Origin of the sequence: Hymenobacter fodinae (assembly GCF_004745825.1) — a bacterium.
GTDB classification, from domain to species: Bacteria; Bacteroidota; Bacteroidia; order Cytophagales; family Hymenobacteraceae; genus Hymenobacter; species Hymenobacter fodinae.
The window spans coordinates 67,833-93,797 of record NZ_SRLA01000003.1; the positions used below are offsets into that span (position 1 = coordinate 67,833).

Annotated in this window: 23 protein-coding genes; 11 read left to right on the forward strand and 12 right to left on the reverse strand. The window is 56.7% G+C overall.

The genetic code is table 11. From position 1 onward, the window contains the following. The first annotated feature begins 129 nt into the window (after positions 1-129). Positions 130-2,082, forward strand: a complete 1,953-nt coding sequence (locus EU556_RS14295) for a cytochrome-c peroxidase (RefSeq protein ID WP_135434834.1) — start codon at positions 130-132, stop codon at positions 2,080-2,082. Positions 2,083-2,153: 71 nt separating this feature from the next. Here the strand turns inward: EU556_RS14295 and EU556_RS14300 are convergent, their stop codons facing one another. The 5 genes from EU556_RS14300 to EU556_RS14320 form a co-directional block, all read right to left on the reverse strand. Beyond that, on the reverse strand, positions 2,154-4,880 hold the full coding sequence (locus EU556_RS14300; RefSeq protein ID WP_135434835.1) for a choice-of-anchor I family protein: 2,727 nt from the start codon (positions 4,878-4,880) through the stop codon (positions 2,154-2,156). 280 nt (positions 4,881-5,160) lie between these two features. Continuing rightward, positions 5,161-6,552, reverse strand: coding sequence for a GH1 family beta-glucosidase (locus tag EU556_RS14305; protein WP_135434836.1), 1,392 nt, complete (start codon positions 6,550-6,552; stop codon positions 5,161-5,163). A gap of 195 nt (positions 6,553-6,747) precedes the next feature. Continuing rightward, positions 6,748-7,752, reverse strand: coding sequence for a glycosyltransferase family protein (locus tag EU556_RS14310; RefSeq protein WP_135434837.1), 1,005 nt, complete (start codon positions 7,750-7,752; stop codon positions 6,748-6,750). A 46-nt stretch (positions 7,753-7,798) separates the two neighbouring features. Next, positions 7,799-8,677, reverse strand: a complete 879-nt coding sequence (locus EU556_RS14315; RefSeq protein ID WP_135434838.1) for a UDP-2,3-diacylglucosamine diphosphatase — start codon at positions 8,675-8,677, stop codon at positions 7,799-7,801. Between the two features lie 3 nt (positions 8,678-8,680). After that, complete coding sequence (locus EU556_RS14320) at positions 8,681-8,899, reverse strand: hypothetical protein (RefSeq protein WP_135434839.1); 219 nt, start codon at positions 8,897-8,899, stop codon at positions 8,681-8,683. A 232-nt stretch (positions 8,900-9,131) separates the two neighbouring features. Here EU556_RS14320 and EU556_RS14325 point away from each other — a divergent pair, with 232 nt between their 5' ends. Next, positions 9,132-9,692 (forward strand): hypothetical protein, encoded by a 561-nt coding sequence (locus EU556_RS14325; protein WP_135434840.1) that lies wholly within the window; start codon positions 9,132-9,134, stop codon positions 9,690-9,692. 162 nt (positions 9,693-9,854) lie between these two features. Here EU556_RS14325 and EU556_RS14330 read toward each other — a convergent pair whose 3' ends face one another. Next, complete coding sequence (locus EU556_RS14330) at positions 9,855-10,370, reverse strand: NUDIX domain-containing protein (protein WP_135434841.1); 516 nt, start codon at positions 10,368-10,370, stop codon at positions 9,855-9,857. A gap of 314 nt (positions 10,371-10,684) precedes the next feature. Between EU556_RS14330 and EU556_RS14335 the strand changes: the two genes are divergently transcribed. Both EU556_RS14335 and EU556_RS14340 read left to right on the forward strand, forming a co-directional pair. Further along, positions 10,685-12,112, forward strand: coding sequence for a DEAD/DEAH box helicase (locus EU556_RS14335; protein ID WP_135434842.1), 1,428 nt, complete (start codon positions 10,685-10,687; stop codon positions 12,110-12,112). A gap of 206 nt (positions 12,113-12,318) precedes the next feature. Further along, positions 12,319-12,801 (forward strand): hypothetical protein, encoded by a 483-nt coding sequence (locus EU556_RS14340; protein WP_135434843.1) that lies wholly within the window; start codon positions 12,319-12,321, stop codon positions 12,799-12,801. Between the two features lie 138 nt (positions 12,802-12,939). Here EU556_RS14340 and EU556_RS26090 read toward each other — a convergent pair whose 3' ends face one another. From EU556_RS26090 to EU556_RS14350, 3 genes are all read right to left on the reverse strand, one after another. After that, complete coding sequence (locus EU556_RS26090; protein ID WP_167855213.1) at positions 12,940-13,110, reverse strand: hypothetical protein; 171 nt, start codon at positions 13,108-13,110, stop codon at positions 12,940-12,942. An 804-nt stretch (positions 13,111-13,914) separates the two neighbouring features. After that, the gene (locus EU556_RS26830; RefSeq protein WP_135434844.1) at positions 13,915-14,511 is read right to left on the reverse strand and encodes a helix-turn-helix domain-containing protein; all 597 of its coding nucleotides are present in this window, start codon (positions 14,509-14,511) and stop codon (positions 13,915-13,917) included. Positions 14,512-14,915: 404 nt separating this feature from the next. Further along, complete coding sequence (locus tag EU556_RS14350; protein ID WP_135434845.1) at positions 14,916-16,688, reverse strand: L,D-transpeptidase family protein; 1,773 nt, start codon at positions 16,686-16,688, stop codon at positions 14,916-14,918. 378 nt (positions 16,689-17,066) lie between these two features. On the opposite strand from EU556_RS14350, the gene EU556_RS14355 reads away from it, so the two are divergent. Continuing rightward, complete coding sequence (locus EU556_RS14355; RefSeq protein ID WP_135434846.1) at positions 17,067-18,887, forward strand: M1 family metallopeptidase; 1,821 nt, start codon at positions 17,067-17,069, stop codon at positions 18,885-18,887. A gap of 186 nt (positions 18,888-19,073) precedes the next feature. Then, positions 19,074-20,012 carry a cyanophycinase gene (locus tag EU556_RS14360; protein WP_135434847.1) on the forward strand — a complete coding sequence of 313 codons (939 nt, stop codon included), beginning with the start codon at positions 19,074-19,076 and terminating at the stop codon, positions 20,010-20,012. A 208-nt stretch (positions 20,013-20,220) separates the two neighbouring features. On the opposite strand, the gene EU556_RS14365 is transcribed toward EU556_RS14360, so the two are convergent. After that, positions 20,221-21,213, reverse strand: coding sequence for an isoaspartyl peptidase/L-asparaginase family protein (locus EU556_RS14365; RefSeq protein ID WP_135434848.1), 993 nt, complete (start codon positions 21,211-21,213; stop codon positions 20,221-20,223). Positions 21,214-21,362: 149 nt separating this feature from the next. Here EU556_RS14365 and EU556_RS14370 point away from each other — a divergent pair, with 149 nt between their 5' ends. The 3 genes from EU556_RS14370 (at position 21,363) to EU556_RS14380 (ending at position 23,808) form a co-directional block, all read left to right on the forward strand. Then, the gene (locus EU556_RS14370; protein WP_135434849.1) at positions 21,363-21,785 is read left to right on the forward strand and encodes a DUF3127 domain-containing protein; all 423 of its coding nucleotides are present in this window, start codon (positions 21,363-21,365) and stop codon (positions 21,783-21,785) included. Between the two features lie 374 nt (positions 21,786-22,159). Beyond that, a complete protein-coding gene (locus tag EU556_RS14375; RefSeq protein ID WP_135434850.1) occupies positions 22,160-23,026 on the forward strand; it encodes an SDR family oxidoreductase in 867 nt (288 codons plus the stop codon). A gap of 152 nt (positions 23,027-23,178) precedes the next feature. Then, on the forward strand, positions 23,179-23,808 hold the full coding sequence (locus tag EU556_RS14380) for an AlbA family DNA-binding domain-containing protein (RefSeq protein ID WP_135434851.1): 630 nt from the start codon (positions 23,179-23,181) through the stop codon (positions 23,806-23,808). On the opposite strand, the gene EU556_RS14385 is transcribed toward EU556_RS14380, so the two are convergent. Then, positions 23,796-24,194 (reverse strand): VOC family protein, encoded by a 399-nt coding sequence (locus EU556_RS14385; RefSeq protein WP_135434852.1) that lies wholly within the window; start codon positions 24,192-24,194, stop codon positions 23,796-23,798. The genes EU556_RS14380 and EU556_RS14385 overlap by 13 nt on opposite strands. A gap of 271 nt (positions 24,195-24,465) precedes the next feature. After that, complete coding sequence (locus EU556_RS14390; RefSeq protein WP_135434853.1) at positions 24,466-25,005, reverse strand: DinB family protein; 540 nt, start codon at positions 25,003-25,005, stop codon at positions 24,466-24,468. Positions 25,006-25,079: 74 nt separating this feature from the next. Between EU556_RS14390 and EU556_RS14395 the strand changes: the two genes are divergently transcribed. Beyond that, positions 25,080-25,460, forward strand: a complete 381-nt coding sequence (locus EU556_RS14395; RefSeq protein ID WP_135434854.1) for a YdcF family protein — start codon at positions 25,080-25,082, stop codon at positions 25,458-25,460. 36 nt (positions 25,461-25,496) lie between these two features. Then, positions 25,497-25,652, forward strand: coding sequence for a hypothetical protein (locus EU556_RS26095; protein WP_167855583.1), 156 nt, complete (start codon positions 25,497-25,499; stop codon positions 25,650-25,652). Positions 25,653-25,965 lie beyond the last annotated feature (313 nt).

Below are 25,965 nucleotides of genomic sequence, written 5' to 3' on the forward strand. Positions count from 1 at the left end.
AGCCCTGCTTCTTAGATAGAAGCAGGGCTTTTCGCAAGCAACTACTCAAGTAGCCAAATAGCTCCCTAGGCCTTTGCCACTTTATCCAAATAGTAAGTAAATGCGTTTTACCATTTGGTATTACACTGTATGTCAGCACGTAAATCAATAGCCTTCTCTTCTGTACTGCTAGGCCTGTCGTTTGGCTGGCTGGGTTGCCAGCGCTCCTCTTCCTTGTCCAGTGTTGTTCCTGGCGTAACCACTAGCAGTCCAGCCGAGCAGGTGTTGCAGCGCTACCACCAAGACCTGACGCACCTAGATTCGGCGGTGGCTCTGCTGCATAGGGCTGTGGCACAGAGCCAGCCCTTGAGGCAGCAGCGGCAAGCTTTTCTGGCTGCCCGCCGCGCCTGGAAACGCACCGAAATGTTAGCAGAATACTACAGCCCCTCAACGGCAAAATTGCTGAACGGACCGGCCCTGGGTGAGGTAGAGGAATTCGACCAGCAGCAGCGCATTCATGAGCCGGAGGGCTTGCAGGTACTCGAAACCTACTTTTACCCCGAGCCTTACACTCCGGCTCAGCAGCCGAAGGTGCTGGAGCAGTTGGCCTTTGTGCGCAGCAGCCTGCTGAGCCTGCATCACGCCGCCGAAACGCTCTCACCTACTGACAGCCATATTTTCGATGCGGCCCGACTAGAGGTGTTTCGAGTGATGACGCTGGGTGTTTCGGGGTTTGATACACCCGCCTCGCCGGGGGCCGTGCCTGAAGCGGCAGAAGCCCTGGGCACAGTACAGGCTACCCTGGCCTCCTACCAGCCACAACTTATGGCCCGGCAGCCCCGCCTGGCCGCCCGCCTCGACAGCACCTTCCGCGCCGTTCAGACCTTCCTAGGCCACTCCCGCGAGGCAGCTACCTTCAACCGGCTGCAGTTTCTAGTGGCCTACGCGAATCCGCTCAGTCAGCAGGTGTGGCAGGCACAGCAGGCTCTCGGCATTCCGGCATTCAAGGAGGTGCGCGCGTTACGGGCCGATGCAGCTTCCTTATTTGAGGCGGACGCATTTGATGCCACGGCGTTTGCGGCCAATACCACCGAGCGCCCCACACCACCGCAGGTTTTGCTGGGCCAACAGTTATTCTTTGACCCTGTGCTCTCGGGTAACGGCAGCCGCAGTTGCGCCAGCTGCCACCAATCCACGCGGGCTTTCACAGATGGGCAAGCCAAGAGCCTAGCTTTTGCGGGGCGCGGCGTAGTAGCCCGCAACGCTCCAACCCTACTCAATGCGGCCCTGCAACGCACCCAGTTTCACGATGGACGGGTAAGCTTTCTGGAAGACCAGGCGGCGGCCGTCATTGCCAACCCCACTGAAATGCATGGCTCCCTGGCCACGGCGGCCCGGTTGCTGTCGCGCAGCCCAGCCTACCGCACGGCGTTTGCGGCGGCGTTTGCCACCGAGCCCAGCGCAGCCGTGCAGCAGGAGCAGGTGAAAACAGCCTTGGCCGCTTACCTCCGCTCCCTTGTCAGACTAAACTCCCCATTCGATCAATATATGCGGGGCGAGCCGGAGGCACTGGGGGCCGCGGCCCAGCGCGGGGCCAACGTGTTTCTGGGCAAAGCCAAGTGCGCCACCTGTCATTTCCTCCCCCTGTTCAACGGCACCGTACCGCCGGGCTTCGAGCGCACGGAAGCTGAAGTGCTGGGCACGCCCGCTCAGGCCAGCCTGCACCCGCGTGCCCTCGACCCTGATCTTGGCCGTGGTGGCGCCACGGGCATCCGGTGGCAGCAGCACGCCTTCAAAACGCCCACCCTGCGCAATGTAGCCCTCACGGCTCCCTACATGCACAACGGCGCTTATCGTACTCTGGAGCAGGTCATCGACTTCTACGACCAGGGGGGCGGCGCGGGCCTAGGCCTAGCGGTACCTAACCAAACCCTTCCCACTGACAAGCTCCACCTCACCGCACAGGAAAAGCGCGACCTGGTAGCTTTCCTGCACGCCCTCACCGACACCACAGGCCTAGGCCACTCGGAGCCTCGTAGACTCCCGCAGTTCCCCGCCGAACTGGCCCGACTTAACGCCCGGAAAGCAGGCGGCCAGTACTAACCGTGCTGCCTTCACACAAAAAGCCCCGACCGGTTCTCGGTCGGGGCTTTTTGTATGGGGAATAGGTGAGCTTACTTCACTACTAGTTTTGTGCTGGCTCCGTCTTCAGTACGCAGCACGTATACGCCTGCCTGTAGGCCAGTCGTCTCTACAGTTTCCGACTTGTGTACTTCGCGCACTGGGCGGCCCAGGGCATCTTGCAAAGTGCCCGATACGGCCCGGTTCAGGTGCACCCGCCCGGCCTGGGCGGGGTTCGGATATACGTGCAGTCCCTCCGTAGCGCGGCCTTTGGTAACGGCCGTGACGGTGCCCGTTTGCACGCTGTACACGGCTACGGTGCTGCTTACCTCGTTGGCCAGCAGCAATAGGGGCTGCCCAGTGGGGCTGTTGGCCGCCGTAACAAATACGAGGCCCTCAGGGCCCTGGTCGCCGGTGCCGCTGGTGAGGCTGCGGTTGTTCACGTAGGTTTCCAGCACGGGGCTAGCTGGGTTGTTCACGTTGAAAGCCAGGACCCCTCCCATGCGTTCCATCGAGACGAACGCGTAGGTATCGGTGCCAATTACGGCGGTGGTTACGCCTTCGGGTTCGGGGCCTTTATCATCGGAGCGGTTTTTCCGAACGGGGTTGCCGGTAGAGTTGCTGGCGTTGAAGATGGTCCCGTAGGTGGCATCGGTGCTGGTTACGCGCTCCAGCAGGTCGCCGCTGTCGTGGACGAGGGCGCCGGTGCTAGCGTTGAAGATGCTGAATGAACGGCCCCCAAAGGCATAAATCTCATCAAAGTCTCCGTCGCCATCCGTGTCGCCGAGGCGGTTGGTAACGTTGAGGCGGCCTAGCACCTGGCTGTTCTTGAGCAGGGAGGCGTTGGGGAAAGCCGTGGCATCGAGCCGGTAGCCGGCATCGCCCAGGCGCACGGCCTCCGTCAGGGCCGTGTACTCGCGGGCGTCGCCCTCGTTGGCCGTGAGCAGGTAACGCTGCCCGCTCACCTCAAAGGCCGCAATGGCATCGGGCTGGCGCATACCTTTAATGGGCCAGTTAGCCAGTAGTACGTCCGGGGTTTGGTCAGAAGCATCAAGGGAGAAACCGGGCTGGGTATGGTCTTGATAGCCCACGGGGCGCAAACTCGTGAATTGCTTGGTGGTCAGATCGAGCGTGGCAATGGCGTTGTTTTCCTGGAGGGTGATGTAGGCCACCTTCGAGTCAGAGGAAACGGCTATGTACTCGGGCTCGAGGTCCTGCGCCACCGTGCTGGGCGCCGTCGTGGTGCCGCCATATAGCCGGATGCCTTGCTGGCGCAGGGCCGCCGCCTGGCCGTTGTAGCCCGTAAACCCTACCGTCGTGACGCTGGCCTGGGTTACGCCGGCCACACCCCCACTAAAGTCAATCACGGAAACGGAGCCCTCGGGGTCGAGGCTATAGTCTGATTTCGGTTCACCCTCATTGGCCGTGAGCAGCAATTGCCCATCGGGCGAGAAAGTAATCATATCGGGCATGGCGCCTACCGATACTCGCTTCAGGAACGCGCCATTCTGGTCAAACAGCACCACTGAGCCATTCTGCTGCGGGTCGCTGTCTTCCATAGCACACGCCACCACGCCGTTGCGCACCGCCACCGAGTTGATGCCACCGTACGGCTTCACATCGATAGAAGCTACTGCCGTGAGGGTGCCCGTGGCGCCCAGGCTCAGAATATCCAGCTTGCTGCCCACTGAGTTGGCCACGTAGAGCCGCTGCGTAGTAGGATCGTGAGCAACAATTTCGGCCGAGTTAGTGCCGCTAGCCCCATTTTGGTAGCTACCCAAATGAGTAAGCGTTAATTTTTTTCTCTGCAGGGGTATGGGCGTGGTTCCGTCCTTTATATACACCAGCACCTCGGCTTTATCCGCTTCCAGCGTGGCATTGGTAGGGTTCTGCAGGCGCAAAGTAAAATACTCCGCTCCTTCCGCCAGCTGGTCGGCCAAGAGGGGGATGGTCAACACCTGGTCGGCGGAGCTACCGGCCGGAAAGGTTAGAGTTTGGGGCGAGGCGAAGGTAAAGTCGGTACCCGCGGTGGCGGTGCCCGGCACTAGCGCTACTTGCACCGTGCTGGCATTGGCCCCTGGGTTGGTGATGCTAACCGGAATACTCACCGTACCGGCCGCTTCATTGACGACGGCGGTGGCTGCATTCAGGCGCAACGAGGGCACTACCGGAGTGCTCGACTGGCCTAGCGCTACCTCGTCCCAGGCGGCCCACTCGTTGTTGCCGTTTTGGCGCGCTGCCAGACGCAAGCGTACCGACGTGGCGGTTGCCGGAATGGGCACTGTTACGGTCTGGTAGGCGCGGGAATCCTTATTGAGCTGCGTGTAGGTTTTGGTAGCGGGCCAGGTGGTGCCATTATCAAATACCACCACGTACGCCAGGGAATCGGTAGCACCAAAGCCATTGCTGAAGAACTGAAACGACAGCTGATTTGCGGCTCCCGTTCCCGCCTGAATGGCCACGGGTGCAAAATCCAGGAAGTGCCATACGGAAGCATTGGCAGTGGACGGCCCCTCCAGGTCGCGCATTCCCCACAGTTGAGCCCCCGCGGCGGGCAGTGCTGCCGTGCCCGCGGTACCGGTGGTTCCTATCGTAGGCAAGGCCGCCCATTGGTCATTTTCGGCCGGCACGTTGTAGGTAGCGGGCGTAGCTGTAAAGGACCAGGTGTCGGTGGCAGTGCCTTCAAAGCCCTGCCGTACACTTTGCCCTAAGGCCGGCCCCACGGTTAAGGCTAGCAACAGCACCCCGCCGCCTCGTTTAAGGAGTAATGATTGACGCATCCGAGAAATAGTTGGTGAATGAATGCGCCAAAGCTACCGGCGGCTGGTTACGGCAAGGTTACGAGCCAGTTACCTAATCGTGAAGGGTAGCGCAGGTAGCAGTAGTGTAAGTGCAGCGGTTCGGTGCTAAAGATTGTGTTATTCCCTCTTACCTGGTGCACTGGCATAGGTAGCAGTGAGGTGCAAATTGGGGTTGACTGGCACCGTTCTGGGCTGCGTTGTTTCACTTAGGTCTAGGCCAGCCAGCGCTAGATTAGGTGGCCTAGCGCAGCCTCGGTCGCTAGGCCAGCTCTCCGCCTAAGAACCGGCTATACCAGTGCCCTGAATCCTTTATGGTGCGACGCTGGGTTTCATAATCGATGTGCACTAGGCCAAAGCGTGGTCCATACCCCTCAGCCCACTCAAAATTATCGGTGAATGACCAGGCAAAGTAGCCCTCCACCGGTACGCCTTCTTGCTGGGCGCGTAGCACCTGTCCAAGGCTAGCTTGCAGGAAGGCTTGCCGCTTAAGGTCAGGCAGCCGACCGGCTAGGTTCACCTGATCAGGAAAGGCTGAGCCATTTTCGGTTACGACCAACCTTTTAACATTTGAGTAAGCAGCAAACTGTTTCAGCGCGTGATAGATACTCTCAGGATATACCTCCCATCCCATATCCGTATGGGGCACTCCGCGCCGGGCGGCACTCACTAGGCCCGCCCACAATAGAGGTACCCACGGCGCATGGCGCACTACCTCACGGGTATAGTTCTGCACGCCCAGGAAGTCGAAATCGAACGGTAAGCGCTCTAGGTCGCCGGGGCGAATGTACCGGTCAATCCAGCTAAGCAAGGGCACGTCTTGTACGGGGTAGCCCAGACCGAGCGCAGGCTCCACGAACAGACGATTCAGCAGAGCATCGGCGCGACGAGCGGCCCGTTGGTCGCGGAGGTGTTCTGGACGCCAGGGTGTGATGTACGAGTTAGAAAAGGTGGTACCAATCTGCGCATCGGCCGGTAATATGGCGCGCAAGGCCCGCCCGCCCTCCGCCTGGGCTAGCGCAGCATGATGGGTAGTAGCCAGAAAGGCTCCCAGGCTCTTTCGGCCCGGCGCGTGAATGCCCAGCAGGTGCCCGGCGCCGGTAAAGGCCATGGGTTCGTTCAGCACCAGCCAGTGCTTCACCCGGTCGCCGAGGCGAGAAGCTAATAGCTGGGCGTAGTCAGTAAACCAGCCTACCACATCGGGGTTGGTCCACCCGCCGCGCTGCTGTAAGGCGGAAGGCAAATCCCAGTGGTAGAGTGTAAGCCAAGGCCTGATACCACGGGCCAAGCAGCCATCAACCAAACGGTCATAAAACCCTATTCCATTTGGATTAACACCACTTATTCCATTTGGTAAAACACGGCTCCAGGCTGCAGAGAAGCGGAAATTATCAATACCCATTTGTTGCATGAGTAGAATATCTTCCGTCCACCGATAGTAGAAATCAGTGGCCACTTCGGCTGTTTCTCCGCGCTTTATTTTCCCTTTACGCCTCACGAAGTCGTCCCATATACTCGGGCCCTTCCCCTCCTTATCCCAAGCTCCTTCTGTTTGATAGGCTGCCGCCGATACTCCCCAGTGAAAGCTATTGCCAAAGTCGGCACGCGTGAAATGCTCGGGTGAAGTTGGTGGGAAAAAAGCAGGAGGTAGCACGAGTTGCAGGAAGAATTGAAAGCCATTGCACTGCTAGCAGGTAGGCCTACGGTAAGAATGGAGACATAGTCTACCGCGAAGCGCAGTCGGCAGGTGCTAGTAGAGGCTCTGAGTGAGTAGCTAGCGGCTACGTTGGTTTTGGTGCTCACGTTGGCAAGCTGACCAGTACTGCCAGGGTGTTGGCACTTCTTGTTGCTACAAGACCTTCTCCCCTACTTCGAACAGCAGCTTATCAAGTACCGCAGCCGTTTCATCGGGATAATCGACGGCCACCGGCCGGCCGTACTGCAGCCAGTTGTCGAGCACCGAAAGTGAAGCGTCTTTTAAATTTCTCGCCACGGGCACCCCCAACTGAGACAGAGCGGCGGCATTGCAGGCCTGCTCATACTGGTGCTTCATGGGAATTACCAATAGCTTTTTACCCAGATACAGGGCCTCGGCTGGGGTCTCGAAACCGGCGCCGCAGAGCACTCCCGCGCTACGGGCCATGCTCTCGGTGAAGGCGGCACCGCTTACGGGCCTTACCCACACGTTGCCGTGCTCCGATTCCTGCCGGCTGTGCTTGCTAAACACCTCCCAACGCACCGTCCGGCTTAGGTAACGTAAGCGGCTCACCAGGGTCGCCTCATCAAACGCGGGCAGATACACGGTGTAATGCCCGTCGTTGCGCGGCGCCAAGGTCCGTACCTGCTGCCGAATAACCGGGGTATAAATGTGGGGCTCGTAGCGCTGAAAATGGAAGCCGTAGTGCTGGGTAGTGGGGGCATAGTGGCGCAACACAGCCCGCCCTACCGGATCGACTTTGGTTGGCTGGGGCGCGGCGGCGCTGAGTACCGCCGCCTGGTGACTGAGGGCCACGCATGGCACGCCCCGGTGCCAGCACGCCCACGCCGACACCGGCTCAAAGTCACTTATCACCACGTCGTAGTTCTCAACGGGTAACTGGCGCAGTTCTCGCAAAAACGCCGACGAATTGAGTTGCCAGAACGTTTTTATGAAGTTGATGCCCCCCTTCTTGCCGAAAATGAACCCTAGCCCGTGGCAGTGGTGCTGCACCTCAAAAGGCAGCTGAATATCGGCTGGCGGGCCACTCACCAGCACATCAACCTGCTCAGCACGCTGTTGCAGCAAGGGCACTATATCGAGGGCCCGGCTGAGGTGCCCGTTGCCGGTGCCCTGAATGGCATAGAGAATTTTCAAGGGGAGCGAGTGCGTAATAAGGTGTGCAGGCCGCCGCAGTGGCCATTTATTTCATTCCAATTTCCCGCAGCAGATCAGCCAGCAGCACTGCCGCGGGCGCATCGGCGGCGGCATCGGTTTCGTCGGGCTCCGGTTCCTCAGTAGGCTCGGGCTGGTGCTGGGCTTCATCGTCTTGGTAGCGGTAAAGCTGCCAGCCAGCCGTTGCGGTATACTCCAGGGCCGTGAGGTTCTCCACCCAGTCGCCGGAGTTGAGGTAGGTTACCAAACCTGCACCAGTAGTCAAATCCTTGATTTCGGGACAATGAATATGCCCACAGGCGACGTAGCGGTAGCCGCGGTCGGCGGCAATGCTGGCGGCGGTCTGCTCGAAGTCGCTTACCAGGCTCACGGCGCTTTTCACCCGGTCTTTCACCACCTTCGACAACGCTACGCGGGGCCGCCCCAACCGGTGCAGCCCCCAGTTCACGAAACGGTTTAGTAGAATCAGCAGGTCGTAGCCGTGGCCACCGAGGCGAGCCAGCCAGCGCGAATGGCGCATGGTCACGTCGAATACGTCGCCGTGAAACAGCCAGGTCTGCCCGTGGGGCAGATCCAGGAGCAGCTTATTTTCAATACTCAGTGCTCCCAGGCGGGTGCCCGCAAACTTGCGCAGCAGCTCGTCGTGGTTGCCAGTGAGGTAGTGGATGCGGGTTCCTTTGGCCGCCATACCAGCCAGGTGGCGCACCACCCGCATGTGGGCGGCGGGCCAGTAGCTTTTGCTGAACTGCCAGATGTCCACAATGTCGCCGTTGAGCACCAGCGTACGAGGCCGGATGCTCTTCAAATAGCGGAGCAGCTCTGGCGCGTGGCAGCCATACGTTCCCAGATGCACGTCGGATATCACGCACACCTCTACCCGTCGGCGCTTCGCAGTTTTTTTCGCCATGGCCTATAGCGCCGGCCTGGTGGCAAAAGAGCTCCGGGGCCGAATTCGGCGGCCAGGTTTAGCGGAGCCGCCTTCCTCCGAGGCGTGGCTGAAGTGCAAAGGCAGGCGCAGTGCCCCCGCCGAGCGCAGTATGTAGCAACCAATCAGCGCAAGCTGAAACAACATATAGGCGCCCCGGCGCAGAAGGCGGCGCAACAGCGGTACAGTGGTGGGAGCGTGCATAATACCAGACAGTTGATGCTGCGTCAAATGTCGGTTTGCACTATGACGTGTGGGTTACTCCACCATTATGTTTTCGTCAAGTACCTAGGCCACTTCTTGGCTTGGTGGAAGCACCACTCGGGCACGTGCTATCTGGCACTAATCGAAACAATTCCGTAGCAGCCCACCCTAATTCCTATCTTTGCCTCGTCGAAATCCGGCTTTGTCACTGACCTACCCAAAATTGAACTATATGAAGAAATTTTTTCTCGTTTCAGCGCTGTTATTAGGAACGCTGGCTGCATCGGCCCAATACATGCCTGGCAAGCCGCGTAAGAAATATGCTTTCCCCAAGAAGGATGAGGAAAGCCCTTATGTGCTCAACGTCACTAAAAACACCGACGAAGATGCCGAGGTGGAAGCCTGCGTAACGCGAGTGGCCTACCGCCCCTACTCCGAGCTGCTCACGGAAATCAATGAGCTCAAGCGCATGAACAACTGGGCCGACACGACATATCAGCGTCGTTTTCAGCAGTTGCCTGCCGGCGGCCAGCTCACTGTAACCATGTACCGCCGCGGCGCCCAAAACGCCGATCCTGCCTACCTTAGCTTGGTGGCTAAAACCAAAGAAGGCAAGGAAGTGCTGAACCTGCAAGAACTTCCGGGGGGCCAAGGCCGCTTCTGGAACCGCGACCTGTACATGAGCAAGCGCGCCGTTCCGTTCACCAAAACCGATGCTCCGCAGGATATTTTCCTGACCATCAACGACGCCAAAACCAAGCAGAACTTCGAGTACATCATCAAAGCGCAGTAAAGTATTGCGCCTCTGCCCATACAGAAAGAGCCGGCTGCCATTGGGTAGCCGGCTCTTTCTGTATTATATGACTGGCCTAGAAGCAAAGTTGTAGGCACGGCTTGCCAGAGGGAGGTAAGCGCACATGCGATGCTGCGTAACGCCGCACTTGCTCGCCCCCGTCTACTGCTTCCGCAATCGGGCCCATTGTACGGCTATCAGCGTTTTACCGTCTTCAAAAGCGGTCTGCCACAACTCCTCCGGGCGATAATAGACGGCCTCAATCTTTTCGTTTTCCTCTGCTAGGCCACCTCCTTCACCGCTTTGGTTGCTGACCTCGGCGTAAAAAATGGTTATGACCTCAGCACTGGTGCCGGGCGAAGGCAGCATGGGAACAATCTTTTCCAGGTAATCGACATCAAAGCCGAGTTCTTCCTGAATTTCGCGCCGAACAGCTTCCTCCGGTCCTTCGCCGGCATCAATCATGCCGGCGGCTATTTCTACCAGCTCCTTTTCGGGGCCCACGCGGTACTGGCGCGTGAGAATATACTGCTGGGTTTGCGTGTTGTACACCAGGGCAGCCACGGCCGTGCCGGGCTCAAAACGTTCCCGCTTGAGCACAGTCTCCTCATCCTGGACCTGTAATTGGCTGAGTTTGTAGTGGCCATCGTAGGCCAGTTTTCGGTCGATGATGCGCATAGCCAGCGTTGAGGTGTAAGTTCTTTTTTTGAGAAAGTAAACGGATTTTTCTGGCCTAGGTGTTGTATTAATTAGAGGATGCCTGGTGCTGGCTCGTAATTTATTCTTGCCCCCTATTCTTATATCGCGCCAAGCCCCTCACTGCTAGGCCACTAGCTTGCACTACTCACTTCCCTATTATCAGCGCCTGCTCAGGTAAGAACCCTTACTTAGCAGCTTTGCCGGCAGTCGACGCAAAAAAGTCGACCTTTGCCGGCGCAATTCTTGTTTTGCCATATCTACTGCCCATTTGGCAGCTGCTTTTCTTCTTTTTGATGTCGTTCGACGAACTAAACCTTATTGATCCTATCCTGCGCGCCTTGCACGAGGAAGGGTACACCACTCCCACTCCCATTCAGCAGCAGGCTATTCCGCATGTATTGGATGGCCGCGACCTACTGGGGGTAGCCCAAACGGGCACCGGTAAAACCGCCGCTTTTACGGTTCCTATCCTTCAGATTCTGCACCAAACGGCGCAGGTTCAACGGCACGCGCCTGGCCGTACCCGTTGCCTTATCCTCACTCCTACTCGCGAACTGGCCATTCAAATTGGGGAAAGTTTTGCCTCCTACGGCCGTCACCTGAAGCTGCGCCACACCGTCATTTTTGGGGGTGTAGGCCAGGCTCCGCAGGTAAATGCGCTTAAGCGTGGGGTAGAAATCATCATTGCCACGCCCGGCCGCCTGCTCGACCTCATGAATCAGGGGTTTATCGACCTGCGACATCTGGAAGTATTTGTGCTTGATGAAGCCGACCGCATGCTCGATATGGGCTTCATCCACGATATCAAGCGCCTGCTGCCTAAGCTACCGGCTTCCCGCCAGACGCTGTTTTTCTCGGCTACCATGCCGGGCCAAATTCAGGACCTGGCCGATACCATTCTGAAGCCAAATCCGGTGAAGGTGGCCGTTACGCCCGTGTCTAGTACCGCCGAGAAAGTAACGCAGGCGGTATACATGGTAGAGAAGGAAAATAAGGCCGCACTGCTCGAGCACGTACTGTCGGATAAAAACATTCGCCGCGTGCTCGTCTTTACCCGCACCAAGCACGGCGCCGACAAGGTGGTGAAGACGCTGGCCAAGGCCAATATTTCCTCCGAAGCCATACACGGCAATAAGTCGCAAAACCACCGCCAGCGTGCCCTGCACAACTTCAAGGCCGGCGACACGCGCGTGCTGGTTGCCACCGATATTGCCGCCCGCGGCATTGATGTGGAGGAGCTGACCCACGTTATTAACTACGAAATTCCCAATGAGCCCGAAACCTACGTGCATCGCATCGGCCGCACGGGGCGGGCTGGGGCTGAGGGTATTGCTCTCTCCTTTTGCGAGGACGATGAGCGCGCCTACCTGCAGGATATTCAGAAGCTGATTCGCCGGCAGATTCCGGTTGTCAACCAGCACCCCTTTGTATCCGATGCAGTTGCGCCCGTTCCGCTCACCGGCGGCCCAGCCATTAAGCGGCCGAAAGGCCCGGCGGGCCGTCCGCCCCGCCCCGGGCGGGAAGGTCGTGCGCAGGGCCAGCAGCAAGGTCGTAGCGGAGAGCGTCCGGCGGGCCATGGTCAGCGCTCCGGCGGAGGGCCGGCCCGTTCGGCGGGTAATACTGGTGGCGGGCGTCCTGCTACGGCGGGCGGCGGTCAGGGCGGTGGTGGCCAGCGGCGCCGGTCGCGCGGTGGCACCAGCGGGGGCGGCGCTAACCGCTAGTATCCGCTGAGCTTTTAGGAGGCTAAGCACTGTATTGCCCCACTTGCCCCGGCTAGGCCTAGGCAGGTGGGGCAAGCTGTTTTTACAAGGGCTTCAATGCGGTAACCCTTCGGGGTAAACTTGAAACAAAAGCCCCGGCTTTTTCCTTATGAAGGGGTAGCGCTCAGCTGCACGTTCGTTTATCTCTGCTTCAACAACGTTCTGATATGGCTCAAAGCACCCTTTCCGTCATTCAGGCGCTGCGCGACACTGCTCAGCGCTTAGTTGCGCAGGCTCCGTACCAGTGGGGCCACATGGGCAGCTGCAATTGCGGGCATCTAGCCCAAACCATTACCAAGCTCACTAAGGGCGAGATTCACGCCCGCGCCATGCAGCGCTACGGGGACTGGGAGCGACAGATCAATGACTACTGCCCTACCAGTGGCCTACCCATTGATGAAACGATTGATGAGATGTTGGGCCTGGGTTTCACCCGCCAGGACTTGGCTCACTTGGAGCGTCTAGCCGACCCAACTATTTTGGCGGCCATCCCCTTCGAGCGCCGCAATGCCATGCGTCACAACCAGCGCGACGACGTGGTACTCTACCTACGCACCTGGGCCGACTTACTGGAGTCTCAGCTACTAGCCACCATTCAGCTTTCCGACCTCACAGCGGCATCCCCAGCTTTACCAGCTACGGTCCACTAACTAACTCGCGCCGCCTCTTTCTCACCCGGAGCCAAAAAGCCCCGCTACTGCCAGAGTAGCGGGGCTTTTTGTTTTCTATCCAGCGGCTATGGGCGAGCAAGGCTATCCTGCCGCTGCCGGTGGCCTAGGCCACTATACTTAGTAGTTAACGTCGCTGCGCTGAGCCTGACGGTACCCTTCGGGACGGTGGCTACGCTTGTAAGCAGCATCGGCGTTAGGATCTTTCTCCGCGTCGGGAGCTTGCGAGCAGGACGACAGGAACAACGAGGCGCCAGCGGCGAACAGGACAAAGAGACGGAAATTTTTCATGGCCCAAAGGTAAGCACCGTCCCTAAAACAGCCAAGCTCATTATTACTAAGCGTAGCTACCAGTAATAAAGGTTCGCTATGCGCACCGTTTACACATGTAACACAGGCCTAGCTCGGCTTCAGTTAGCTGGCCGTTGAGTTGCCCATGGCTTAGCAATTGCTTGCTCTGAAACAATTCTGCATAGGCAAACAACCATTACCAAACCGAACAGCCTTACCCTTGAACGTGCTTTTTATCGATTCTCATGTGAACTAGACCTATACATGCTCTTTCACCCTGTCGTATAGAACTCCTACAGAAAGTAAGTGCCTTACAAGTCAACCATACAGTTTTTTAGATATTATTTTTCCAATACGTTGCTCTAGACAAAACCATTAGCACTAGGGCTGCCTAAATGCTGCATTATCTAAGGCAAACTTGAATTGCATATAAGATAGTGTAGCCTTATCGAACAAGAGGCATTATTAGTTAAAACCTTTACTTAACATGCATACTTTTATAATTTGAAAAACAGCAACTTAAGATTTATATAAACCTTGCTCACCTCACAGTTTTAGCAGTTCACTAGTTTGGCTTTGATCAATAACAATACCGTAAATTTTTAGGATAATTTTACCCTAATTTAGAATACAGATTACTAAGCTTATAAGCGCCTGCTTATTACACTGACAAATTGCACGAAGCCTAAAATACCTTATTCAGCCTGCTTTTTCGGCAGGCAAAGGAGAGGTCAATCCGTGGTCTTTGAGAGTCAATTAGCTCTTCTTAGGGAGGAAGCCTTGGGTACGTAGCACGAAGCCTGTTTATGCAGTGGATGCTTCAGGCTGATAGTCAGTAAAGGTGCCGTCACTGTAGAAAATGACGATGCGGCGTATAGACTTGCCTGGCTCTGAGAAGGCCTGAAACGGAATGGGGGCTGCCAGTGGAGCTACTGCTGGAGCGGGTGCGGCAGAGGGCGCTGCCACAGGCGTAGGTGCGAGGGTTGGCAACACCGCTTCGGGTACCACTACTTGGCTGCTTATAGGCGCAGGCTGCTGTGTTGCTACAGGTGCCTCTGCGGGCCTAAGATCTGCTGGTTCGGCCGATTGAGCTACAGGGCGCTCTACGGATGCTACACGAGCCGTAACAGGCCTCTCAATAGTCTTAATAGGAGTGGGAGATACGGCTCGCTCTGTTCGTACGGGGTTGGCAGGCGCTTCCATTGTTCCCGTACCGAACATCAGCCAGGGTAATGATATATCAGGGTAAGCCGTACCAATCTTCTGGACTACCTCCAAGCTGGGCTTATTACGCCCACTCAGGATATGGCTAACAATGGGGCGCGCCGTCCCGATTGCATCAGCAAATTGGGTAGGAGTTAACTGATACTTGTTCAGTATCTCTCGGATGCGCTCAACCATCAAGACTTTTGTTATCTGGTTACAAATCTAGCAATATATTGGCCGCATTGCCATGTCCTCTCTGCTGATATACATATGTAATTAACGTGTATGCGGCAGACAATTCGCGATACAAATTTAAACAACGAAGTAGCTAGTTTACAATTGTATTACATCTGTAAACTAGCTATCTCTGCCGCCCCTCTTACTTAACAAAGACGATATTATACATGAGTCTACTTTAGAATTCACTACTGTGCTCCTTGGGTGCTTATGTTCTCATGACTTCTATTTTAGTTGAGAAGCAGAAGCTGCCTATCCTCGCCAATTTCTTAGCTGTACAGCTGAGTGTGCTGCACACAAAAAAGCCCCAGCCCACTGCCATAAAGCAGTGAACTGGGGCTGGTGTCTTAGCCGTGGAGAGGCTAGTTAAAGTATTCTTTAGCGAGAGCTTTATCGTGGCCGTAAATGTCGTCGCGGAAGTTAACCTTACCGTTATCGTCTACCCAAGCGGTGAAGTACACGAGGTACACTGGCAGTTTCTCGGGAAGGGTAATGTACTTCTCCCGACGACCCGCAATGGTATCGAGAATAGCGGTTCGGTCCCAGCCTGGCTTGTCACGCAGTAAGTACTCAGCTAGCTTAATGGGCTCAGCTACGCGCACGCATCCATGACTAAAGCCGCGCTTGTTCTGACTGAACAATTCGTCGTGCGGGGTGTCGTGAAGATAGATATCGTTCGAGTTTGGGAAGATAAACTTCACATCGCCCAAGTCGTTTTTAGGTCCCGGCCGACGACGCAGGGTGTACTTCCAGGTCTTGTCCGTTACGTTCGCCCAGTCGACATTATTGGGGTCAATTGGGGTAGCTTTAGCACCCCACCCTTTCACCACTTCCATGTCAAGCCGGTCGAGGGTGCCTTGGGCATCCGCTACCAATTTTGGGCGCAGTTCTTTGTCGATAATGCTGAAGGGAACATTCCAATAAGGGGCCAGTACTACAAACTCCATTTTGTCGCTGAAGACAGGAGTTGCATTCAACGCCTTGCCCACAATCACGCGCATGTTGAAGGCTTCCTTGCCATCCTCTACTACATGCAGAGTATAGTCTGGGATATTCACGAGCAGATAGCTTGGCTCAAACTTCTTCGGGATCCAGCGCCAGCGCTCCATGTTTAGCACAATTTGATCGATGCGCTGAGAGATGGGCACGTTCAACAAACGCAGCGTTTCGCCACTCACGATGCCATCCGGGTTGAGACCGTTCTGTTGCTGAAACTCCTTTACGGCGGCTACCAATTCAGCGTCGTACGACTGCGGGGCCGCCATAGTTGTTGCGGGCTGCGGGGCATCACCTGTCTTATTGGAGACGTTCTGCACAGGGGTTGCAGCGGGCTGTGGAGCTGCTGCGTCGGCGCCCAACAGACGAGCCCGCAGGGCGGCAACGGCTGGTGAGGTAGCCCCCGGTTTAAGCTTTGTGCCAGCCGGAATGGTAGGCCACCCCCCGTTACGCTGAATGGTCCGGAAGTCGGCCAAGGCTTTCTTCAGGCGGTCGTACTCGGGGTGCAAAGGCTCAAACTCATAGTAAGGATACGTGCTTTCCCGCTCCTTAAGAATAGTCATCAGCGCCTTATGCAGCTTAATCTTATTGCGCTTAACATTCCAGTCAATACTCTTGACCTGACGCGGATCCACAGTGCCCCGATAAAAGTCGGAAGCCCAGTTAAAATAGGTACCTGAAAGGGCCACATCAATTTCCTTCTCCAAGGCATTTCGCTTGGTAGAGTCTGATTGTGCCTCTTTCAACGCGGCAAAAAGCTTCGGAAAGTCCTTGGTTTGGTACTCTTTAGGATCAAGTCCCTCGTCGGCAGCCTTGTTAATTACGCCGAGCATAGTTTGAGCCTGGGGCACAATTTCGTGGTTGCGAAACCATCCCAAGCGAAAGCCTCGCTCCTTGTAGAATTTCTTGGCCCAATCAATCTGATCCTTGAACTTGGGCTCGGCGCTCATGTACTTTACAATGTACACGCTGTCGAGCTTGGGCTGCGCCCCGCCCGCCTTAGTCAGGCCTCCGGGGAGGGCATCCTTCATCTGCTCTTTCTGCTCCTGGCTGCACGACGTAGTAGACGTGAGTAGCAGCAGGCCTAGCAGCCAGCAACAAAGGCTATTGAAAAAAGAAAACTTATGCGTGTCGTTCATGCGGGGAGGGAGAGAAAAAATAAAACGTCGATGAGGACAGATACGTGCAGCCGTGCAAAAAGCCGACCATCTTGGTATCCACATCTGTGGCGTTTTACTGGTTTACGTGGCGTTGAGTTGTCACGTAAGCGGTTCTTCTCTACTGCCGCAAGTTACTATATTTCGGCTAACACTATCATGTTGGCACCGTGGCCGGGCACTGCGTGCTAGGCCACTCCTACTAGCCCAGTAAAATACTAATTGCCGACCTTACCACCCAGGGCCCGTATAGCTAGTGTACCCTTGCTGTACCTTGGCACCTACCAACAAGCAGCCCCAACCTACCTTACCTTTTCTCCTCTCCACTTCAACTAGGCCACTAGGTATTCTGCCCTGTTTATGCCCGATCTTCTTGCCCCCCCTACGCGACACACGCCTACCGATCCGCACAGCTTTGCCCGCCCCGCGGAAGTAAGCGTTCATCATCTTAAGCTGCACCTTACCGTTGACTTTGCCGCGCAAACGCTGACGGGTCACGCCACCTGGCAGCTGGCTAATCCCACCGGCGCGACCGAGCTATTTCTCGATGCTCGCTCCTTGCATATTGAGGAGGTTCTGCTGGATGGACTGCACGGCTCCCCCACTACTTTCACAATGGGCGAAGAAGATGCCGTGCTAGGCCAGTCCTTGCGCATCGTGATTGAGCCTACCACGGAGGCCGTTACCATTAGGTACCGTACTACGCCCGGAGCCGCCGCTCTACAGTGGCTGAGCCCGGAGCAAACGGCGGGCCGCGTGCACCCCTTCCTGTTCACGCAGTCACAGGCCATCTTGGCGCGCACCTGGATTCCATGCCAAGACTCGCCGGGAGTACGCTTCACGTATGAGGCCCAAGTGCAAGCTCCCACAGAACTCTTGGCGTTGATGAGCGCCGAGAACCCGCAGCAGCGCTCCACTTCTGGCAGCTATCGGTTCCGGATGGACCAACCTATCCCCGCTTACCTCATGGCATTGGCTGTGGGCAACCTCGAGTTTCAGGCGTTAAGCCCACGCACCGGTGTGTATGCTGAGCCAGAAACACTGCCGGTTGCCACCAGTGAGTTTGCCGATCTGGAAAATATGGTGGTGGCTGCCGAGGATTTATATGGTCCTTACCGCTGGGAGCGGTACGATTTGCTGGTCTTGCCCCCCTCCTTTCCATTTGGCGGTATGGAAAACCCCCGTTTAACATTTGTAACACCTACTATTCTGGCCGGCGACCGGAGTTTGACCAGTTTAGTGGCCCACGAATTGGCCCACTCGTGGTCGGGGAACCTAGTTACCAACGCCACCTGGAACGATTTCTGGCTGAACGAAGGCTTTACGGTGTACTTTGAGCGGCGCATTATGGAGAAGTTGTACGGCCGCCCGTACGCCGATATGCTGCAGGTATTGGGCCACACGGGCCTCCTCCACACCATTGCTGAGCTTGGCCCCGAAAGCCCCGATACGCACCTGCACCTGGCTCTAGCCGGCCGCGACCCCGACGAAGGGCTAAACGAAATTGCCTACGAAAAAGGCGACTACCTCCTGCTCACGCTGGAGCACTTAGTGGGGCGGGATGTGCTGGACACCTTTATTAAGGAGTACTTCGCCCGCCATAGTTTCCAGAGCATGGACACCGATTCGTTCGTGGCTTACCTCCGCCGTGAGCTACTTGATACGCACCCAGGCCTAGAAGAGCAAGTGCAACTGGATGTCTGGATCAACGGACCCGGTATTCCGTCAGTGGCTCCACCGGTTTCATCGGCGCGGTTTGCCGCGGTGGAGGAAGCCCTAGGCCAGTGGCAGGCGGGCACGCCGGCCAGTAGTCTGGCTACTTCCGGCTGGAGCAGCCACGAGTGGGTGCACTTCCTGCACGGCCTACCTCCTGCCCTACCCAGTGAAAAACTCGCTGAGCTTGATGCTGCATTTGGGTTCACTCAATCTGGCAACTCAGAAATATTGGCGGCGTGGTTTCCTCACACCATTGCCGCTGGCTACTCGGCGGCCGATGAGGCATTGCACACTTTCCTTACACGCGTAGGCCGACGCAAATTTTTGGTTCCACTGTATAAGGCACTGCTAGCTACCCCGGGCGGCCCGGCTAGGGCCCGGCAGATTTACGCCGAAGCTCGCCCGAACTACCACGCAGTTGCCAGTGTCACCTTCGACGCGCTGCTGGGTAAGCCGACCGAGTGAACTCCGCAGTACAGCCAGCAATAGGAGTATTGCCACACTAAACTTGCTTCCGGTAAGAACTTGTGTGGCATGAGAACCAGCGGAGGAATCCGCTGGTTTATTTCTCTTACTGGCTTGGCGCTGGCTCGAAGCTTGCTTGCTTCGGGCGGGCCTTTTCCCATTTTGTTTGTTAAGCTACCTGTCGAATTGAAAAAAATAAAACCGCTCGGTAAGCTGATTGCCATTGGAGGCAACGAAGACAAGGGTACGTACCCTAACCCGCGCACTAAAAAGAAATACTACCTCAACTTTTTTGAGCTGGGCATACTCAAGCGTGTTATTCTCGAATCGGGAAAAGCCGATCCGCGGATTGAGGTGGTCACAACCGCTTCCATGATTCCGGAAGAGGTTGCCCGCATTTACGTGTCGTCGTTTGCCATGCTCAATTGCCACAACGTGGGCATCATGGATATTCGCGTACCCGAGCATGCGCTGCAGCCCGAGTTTGTGGAGCGCCTAAAGGTAGCCGACGTGGTGATGTTCTCGGGTGGTAACCAGTCGCGCCTCACGGAAATGTTCGGGGGCACGGAATTTCTGCGCACTCTAAAGGAGCGCTACCAGAAGCAGCCCAATTTTGTAATTGCCGGAACCAGCGCCGGGGCCATGGCCATGTCGCACACCATGATCAAAGGAGGCAGTGTGCCCGATGCTTTGATGAAGGGTGCAGTGAAGATGGGTACTGGCCTAGGCCTCATCGATAGCGTGGTAATTGACTCCCACTTTGTGAAGCGCGGCCGCTTTGGCCGGCTGATTGAAGCAGTGGCCCTGCACCCCAAGCTAATTGGCATTGGGCTGGGAGAAGACACAGGGGTGCTTATCACAGAAGGTCACCTCATGGAAACCATCGGCTCTAACCTGGTCATCATCATGGATGGTCACAAGCTGGAGCACAACAACGCGGCCGCCGCTCCAAAGGGCACTGCCATCTCCATTGAGAACATGCTGCTGCATGCTCTGGTGAAAGGGAACGTGTACGATGTGACCGAGCGGGAATTTTATCCGAACATCAGCCTGCGCCTGCAGGCTGCCGAGTCAGTTGCTCTGACTGCTGGCCAAGATGCCAACGCTCCGGCGCCAGCCAACTAAGGCAAGTACCTCATAAAAAAGAGCCGCCTCTCCTGCTTGGAGAGGCGGCTCTTTTTTATGCCGGGTCAGCGCTAAAAAGAGGTAAAAACAGAGCAAAGCTTAAAATCAGTAAAAAGCACTTGTTCTCACTGTTAGCCAGCTTGTTATCATCGTTTTCACGAAACACACCCACTCCTTATATATATAGGCACAAAAAAGCGGCTTCAAATTAGTCCCGGTAGATGCCGATATAGGGTACTGCGTCGGTCGAGCTGAGGCTAGCCCGGTACATACCTTCGGAGTTAAAAGGCAGGGCAATGTTTCCTGCCGCATCAATGGCTACTAGGCCACCCTCGCCCCCCATGGGAGCCAACTTGTCGTGCACCACAATGTGGCAAGCTTCCGCCAGACTGAGGCCGCGGTATTCCATGAGGCAACTGATATCGTGGGCCACTACGGCCCGCAGAAAAAACTCACCGTGCCCCGTGCAGCTGATAGCGCAGGTGCGGTTGTCAGCAAATGTGCCAGCCCCGATGATGGGGGAGTCGCCGATGCGGGAGTACCGCTTGTTGGTCATGCCGCCGGTGCTGGTGGCGGCGGCCAGGTTGCCCTGTTGGTCACGAGCCACCGCGCCTACAGTTCCCATTTTCTTTTTAGGGTCTTCTTCAAACGCCAAGGGCTCTTCCAGCGGAGCAGGAGTTGGCTCCGGCAGGGCCTCGCTGTGGTCGAGGCGCATTCGCCCCTCGAGCAGGGCCTCCTGCAGTTGGTCGTAGCGGTGCTGGGTAAAGAAATACTCCACGGGTTGGGTGGGCAGACCGTGCTGGCGGGCCAGCTCATCAGCACCGGGGTAGGCCAGTAGCACGTGGTCGGTTTGCTCCATTACCAAGCGCGCCGCCCTGATTGGGTTCTGCACGGCCCGAACTCCCGTTACGGCGCCGGCAGCCCGGTTGCGCCCGTCCATAATAGCGGCATCCATCTCATGATGACCCTCGTGCGTGAACACTGCTCCTTTCCCGGCATTGAACAAGGGGCAGTCTTCGAGGCTGCGCACGGTGAGCTCTACGGCATCGAGGGCGGAGCCGCCTTGCCGCAATACCGCGTAGCCAATTTCCAGCGCTTCGCGGAGAGCTTGCTGGTATTGCTGCTCCTGCCCCGCTGTCATTAGCTGCCGGGTAATGGTGCCGGCACCACCGTGCAGCGCTAGCGAAAAAGGTGTAGTCATGAGCAAAAACTATTTCAGAAAAAAGCCAAAATACAAGGCAAAGGTACGCAGGCAAATGGCCCCGAAAGGGCCCGACCAACCTAGCCGAACCGCGTTTTTTTTCGTACGTTTGGTTTACTGTTTCAACTTCCCCAAACATATTCTTTCCTATGGCTTACGAAGCTACCGGCCGCCTGCACGAGATATTCGACGAACAGCAGGTGAGCGAAAAATTCCGCAAGCGCGAATTCGTGCTGGAAGTCGTAGACGGCCAGTATCCTGAGCATATCAAGTTCCAATTGGTGCAGGACAAAACCGCCCTCATCGACCCATACAAAGTAGGCGACGAGGTTAAAATCTCTTTCAACCTGCGTGGTCGTGGTTTTAACAAGAACGGCCAGATGCTGTACTTCACTAACCTCGAAGCATGGCGCATTGAGGCTGGCACCGGTGGTGGCGCTGCTCCCCAGGGTGGTGGCAACTTCCAGCAGTCGGCTCCTCGCGCTGCTGCTCCCGCGGCTAACTCTAACCCGAACCTGCGCGCTTCGGCTGCTCCCATCGCCTCGGACGACGACAACGACCTGCCCTTCTAAGCAGCGCTGCCGCTCTAGGCCACTAAAAAAGCCGCCTCCGGAAACGGGGCGGCTTTTTTAGTGGCCTAGAGCGGCAGCGCTGCTTAGCACCCAGACGCAGACTTTTGCGTCACTGGCGCAGTACCTATACCTGTCTACCGCGCATTGTAGAGCAACGCACTCTGTTCAATTCTTGCTGTATTACGTCTTGCGGAGTTTTTGTGAATGCATTCTACACTGTTGCCATAGGGTTTGAATGTTAAGGTATCAGTAGCTAAAGATTCTTGTATCCACACCTTTTTAATCCTATTCTTCGTAACTCTGGCAGTTTGCTTTACTTTCAGGCAAATCAGACTGCGGTACGCCGCTGAACTTTGCATTTACCTTTGCCACCTATGGCCTCATTTTCTCTTGCCGGTAAAACTGCACTTATTACGGGAGGCACTAGTGGCATTGGACTGGTTACGGCGCGAGAACTAGCGCGCCAGGGAGCCAACGTAGTGCTCGTTGGGCGCGACGCTGACAAGGCCGAACGGGCACGCACTGCCATACAGGCCGCCGCTGGCGAAAAAGCTTCCGTCTGGGTAAAGTGCTATGACCTTTCTCTGATTCGGAACGTTCAGGCTTTGGCCGACGAGATGCTTCAAGAGCACAGCCAGCTGGATATTCTTGTCAACAACGCTGGTATCATGCCGGGGGTGCTGCACATTACGGAGGAAGGGCACGAGCTGAGTTGGGCTACCAATCACTTGGCGCCCTACGCCTTAACAAACCTGATGCTGCCCTTACTGGATGCTGCGGGGAAAGCCCGCGTCGTGACCGTGTCATCCATTGCGCATTGGGTAGGAGAAATTGAGCCGAACCGGGAAACCCGTAACTCGCCCGATAAATACAGCTGGCTTACTGCCTACGCCGACTCTAAACTGGCAAACATCCTATTCACCAAAGAGCTGGCGCACCGCCTCGACCTAACTGGCATTACGGCTAATTGCTTGCACCCTGGCATGGTCGATACTGGTCTGATTCGGACCGATACCTCGGCGGTGATGAAAGGCTTGTGGTGGGCCGCCCGCCCGCTTATGATTTCACCGGAGCAGGGCGCTCAGACTACGCTTTACCTGGCCACATCCCCAGAAGTGGCGAGCGTAAGCGGCCGATACTTCTCTAACCGCCGGCCCGCCCGCTGCTCTAGCCGCGCCAATAACCCCACCGAAGCCAGCCGCCTGTGGAAAATCTCGGCCGAAGAAACCGGAATAGAATAAAGCGTTTCTGGGGCGGCTACGGTGCTAGGCCACTTCCCTGTTTCTGCCCGGCTACCTACTAGCAGCTACTCCGCGGTGACTTTTTGTGGCGGCGGGCGTTTATGTATCGGAGACTGGCCTAGGTTACTTTTCAGTACCAGCCTCCTTATTCTATGACTGACTTACAGGAACTGATTCGGCAAGGCGAAGGGGAACGGCTGGAGTTCAAGAAGCGCACCACGCACCCGCACCGAATTTCCCGCACACTCTCCTCGCTGGCCAACACCCACGGCGGACGAGTGCTGGTGGGAGTTGATGATGATGGCCGGATTGTGGGCGTGCGCGATGCGGAAGAGGAAATTTATCAGTTGCGCCAAGCCGCAGCGCATTACATCGACCCACCCCTGACGACGTTGCGGTTCCGGGAAGTGGAGGAAGATGGCCGCGTGGTAGTGGTAGTAACCGTTCCCGAAAGCCCCGAAAAACCACACCGCGCCCAGGTAGCCCCCGACGACTGGCGCTCTTACGTGCGCGTGCGCGATGAAAGCGTGCAAACCAGTCAGCTTACCGAGAAGGTCTTGGAGCGTTACGACTCTGCGCCTATGTTTGAGCGCATTCCGCTTAACAAAGAAGAGCTGGCCGTGCTGGAGTACCTGCGTAAGAACCCGCGCATCACGCTAGGCCAGTACATGAAGCTGCTTAACATTGGGCAGCGCCGCGCTTACCGCACTCTCATCAAGCTCACCCTCCACGGCTATATTAAGCACCACGATAAAGAAAAAGAGGTGTACTATACGCTCTGAGTGGGCTCCAGTAAATCCCACTGGTTGCCATACAGATCGGCGAATACCAGCACGGTGCCATAGGGCTCCACTACGGGCGGGCGCACAACAGTTATGCCCTGGGCCAGCAGCCGTGCATGGTCGCGGGCCAGATTATCGGTGTAAAGAAACAGGGCTACACGGCCACCCGTTTGGTTGCCAATGCACTGCACTTGCACTGGTGAAGCGGCCCGGGCTAGCAGCAGCTCAGCGCCGGCCTCGCCCCTAGGGGCCACCCGCACCCAGCGTTTCTCCGGGCTTAAGTAAGTATCTTCCAGCAGTTGACATCCCAACTTTTCCGTGTAAAAGGCAATGGCCTCATCGTAGTCGGCCACCACTAGGGTAACCAGTGCAAGTCGCTGATTCACGGTTCTCTCGTAGCTGTCTGGTAAAAAAAGCAGCCGGCTCCTCTAGAAGAGGCCGGCTGCTTGTGCTTATCTGGTGGGCAAGTTATTCTTGCTTGCGGGCGCGAGCTTGTTTCTTCTCGTCCTTAGCCGCCTTTTTCTCCTTAGTGGTTTTGGTCGGCTCCTTTTTCTTTTCCTTGCGGGCGTCTTGTGCTTTAGCCATGATGAATACTAGTTGGAGGGAATGGATGAAATCCTAACGCACCGGCGTGGTGGGGTGTTGCTTGCAAGTACGTTATTTGGCCAGCAAGGGCAAGTACCGCTCCTGCAAAATGTGCAGGTGGTGCGCCTCGTGGCCCGGCACTATGTAGGCCAGAGCCCGCACACTCGTGGGGCTGTTGCTGGCAGTGCCAGTTCGCATAAACGCTTCCGGCCCGAACGATTCAAACAGGCTGAGAGTAGCCGCCCGCACGGTATCGTATTCGTGCAGAATGCTCTGCATAGTCCGCGCATCGGCGCCGGAGGCGGGCACGTAGTCATCCTGCTCAAAGCCGGGCAGGGGCTGCTGGTCGCCGCGGGCAATGCGTAGGGCCCGGTAGGCGAAGATGCGCTCCGTATCGATCATGTGCACCAGCATTTCCTTGATGCTCCACTTACCGGGGGCGTAGCGCAGCTTGCCCTGCTCCTCGGTGAGGTCGGAGAGAAGTTTTTTCAACAGCTTTGGCTGCTCACGGAGCTTCTGCAGCGGATCGTGGCCGGCGGGGATGTTGCGAATGTAGAGGTTGTAGTATGGGTTATACTCCTCAGCAGTGGGGCGGATGGTCAGGTGGCTCATAGAGCGAAACTACGGGAAACCCGTAATTTCTACGCTACTTCAGGCCTCAACCGTTGGCTCTAGTTCAAGCTTCCATGTTACGTACACTCAAACGCGCGCTGCTTTTCGGTTGCATACTAATTGGCAGCTGGTTTTTACTGCACTGCACCTGGGTAGCTGCCGATGGACTCACGGATGATACGCAAGCTGCCGATTGCTTAGTGGTGCTCGGCAACACCGTCAACCCCGATGGCACTCTCTCCGCGCGCTTGCAGGCCCGCCTCGACAAGGCCTTGCAGCTATACCAGACGGGCCGGAGCCCCTGGGTTTTTGTAAGTGGGGGCCTAGGCCACCAAGGGTACTACGAAGGCACAGTTATGCAACAGTATTTAGTGGCGCACGGCGTGCCAGCGGCAGCTATCCTGGTCGATAACACCGGCAACAATACCCTGGCCACGGCGCGCAATTTTGGCTAGGTAGCCCAGCAGCATCACTTTCGCTCCGCTATAGCGGTGTCGCAGTTTTTTCATCTTACGCGCACGAAAATCCTGCTGCGGCAGCAAGCCATTCCGACCGTATATGCGGCGCACCCGGCCTATTTTGAGTGGCGCGATGCCTATTCTCTGGTGCGGGAATTCTTCGCGTATTACGCTTACCGACTGGCCTAGCCCTCTGTTTCCGCGACAACGCCTGACGGGTTTGGCGCGTACACGGCGCATATTCCAACCTACCTCCCCTATGGCTAACTTCGTCGAGAAAGGACTTTCGATTTCTAAAAATGCGCTCTTCAGCGTCTTCCTCAACCGCGCCGGCAAACTACTGGGCCGTCCGTTCAAGGTCATTCTTGTTCTGAACGAAGTGGCCAACAAGCTCGCCAGCAAAGAAAGCGGCGACAATAAGTTCAAGCAGTTGTTTAGCGTGGCCTACACCGTGGTGCGCTTGGTGCGCAACTACATCAGCGGCAGCTACCGGCAGGTAGAA

Coding starts and splice junctions, on each gene's coding strand:
- EU556_RS14340 (WP_135434843.1), top strand. CDS start 12,319: ATGGCTCAAAGCACCCTTTCCGTCATTCAGGCGCTGCGCGACACTGCT.
- EU556_RS14365 (WP_135434848.1), bottom strand. CDS start 21,213: ATGACTACACCTTTTTCGCTAGCGCTGCACGGTGGTGCCGGCACCATT.
- EU556_RS14330 (WP_135434841.1), bottom strand. CDS start 10,370: ATGCGCATCATCGACCGAAAACTGGCCTACGATGGCCACTACAAACTC.
- EU556_RS14295 (WP_135434834.1), top strand. CDS start 130: ATGTCAGCACGTAAATCAATAGCCTTCTCTTCTGTACTGCTAGGCCTG.
- EU556_RS14395 (WP_135434854.1), top strand. CDS start 25,080: ATGTTACGTACACTCAAACGCGCGCTGCTTTTCGGTTGCATACTAATT.
- EU556_RS26830 (WP_135434844.1), bottom strand. CDS start 14,511: ATGGTTGAGCGCATCCGAGAGATACTGAACAAGTATCAGTTAACTCCT.
- EU556_RS14390 (WP_135434853.1), bottom strand. CDS start 25,005: ATGAGCCACCTGACCATCCGCCCCACTGCTGAGGAGTATAACCCATAC.
- EU556_RS14325 (WP_135434840.1), top strand. CDS start 9,132: ATGAAGAAATTTTTTCTCGTTTCAGCGCTGTTATTAGGAACGCTGGCT.
- EU556_RS14300 (WP_135434835.1), bottom strand. CDS start 4,880: ATGCGTCAATCATTACTCCTTAAACGAGGCGGCGGGGTGCTGTTGCTA.
- EU556_RS14380 (WP_135434851.1), top strand. CDS start 23,179: ATGACTGACTTACAGGAACTGATTCGGCAAGGCGAAGGGGAACGGCTG.
- EU556_RS14375 (WP_135434850.1), top strand. CDS start 22,160: ATGGCCTCATTTTCTCTTGCCGGTAAAACTGCACTTATTACGGGAGGC.
- EU556_RS14370 (WP_135434849.1), top strand. CDS start 21,363: ATGGCTTACGAAGCTACCGGCCGCCTGCACGAGATATTCGACGAACAG.
- EU556_RS14350 (WP_135434845.1), bottom strand. CDS start 16,688: ATGAACGACACGCATAAGTTTTCTTTTTTCAATAGCCTTTGTTGCTGG.
- EU556_RS14320 (WP_135434839.1), bottom strand. CDS start 8,899: ATGCACGCTCCCACCACTGTACCGCTGTTGCGCCGCCTTCTGCGCCGG.
- EU556_RS26090 (WP_167855213.1), bottom strand. CDS start 13,110: ATGAAAAATTTCCGTCTCTTTGTCCTGTTCGCCGCTGGCGCCTCGTTG.
- EU556_RS14335 (WP_135434842.1), top strand. CDS start 10,685: ATGTCGTTCGACGAACTAAACCTTATTGATCCTATCCTGCGCGCCTTG.
- EU556_RS14355 (WP_135434846.1), top strand. CDS start 17,067: ATGCCCGATCTTCTTGCCCCCCCTACGCGACACACGCCTACCGATCCG.
- EU556_RS14315 (WP_135434838.1), bottom strand. CDS start 8,677: ATGGCGAAAAAAACTGCGAAGCGCCGACGGGTAGAGGTGTGCGTGATA.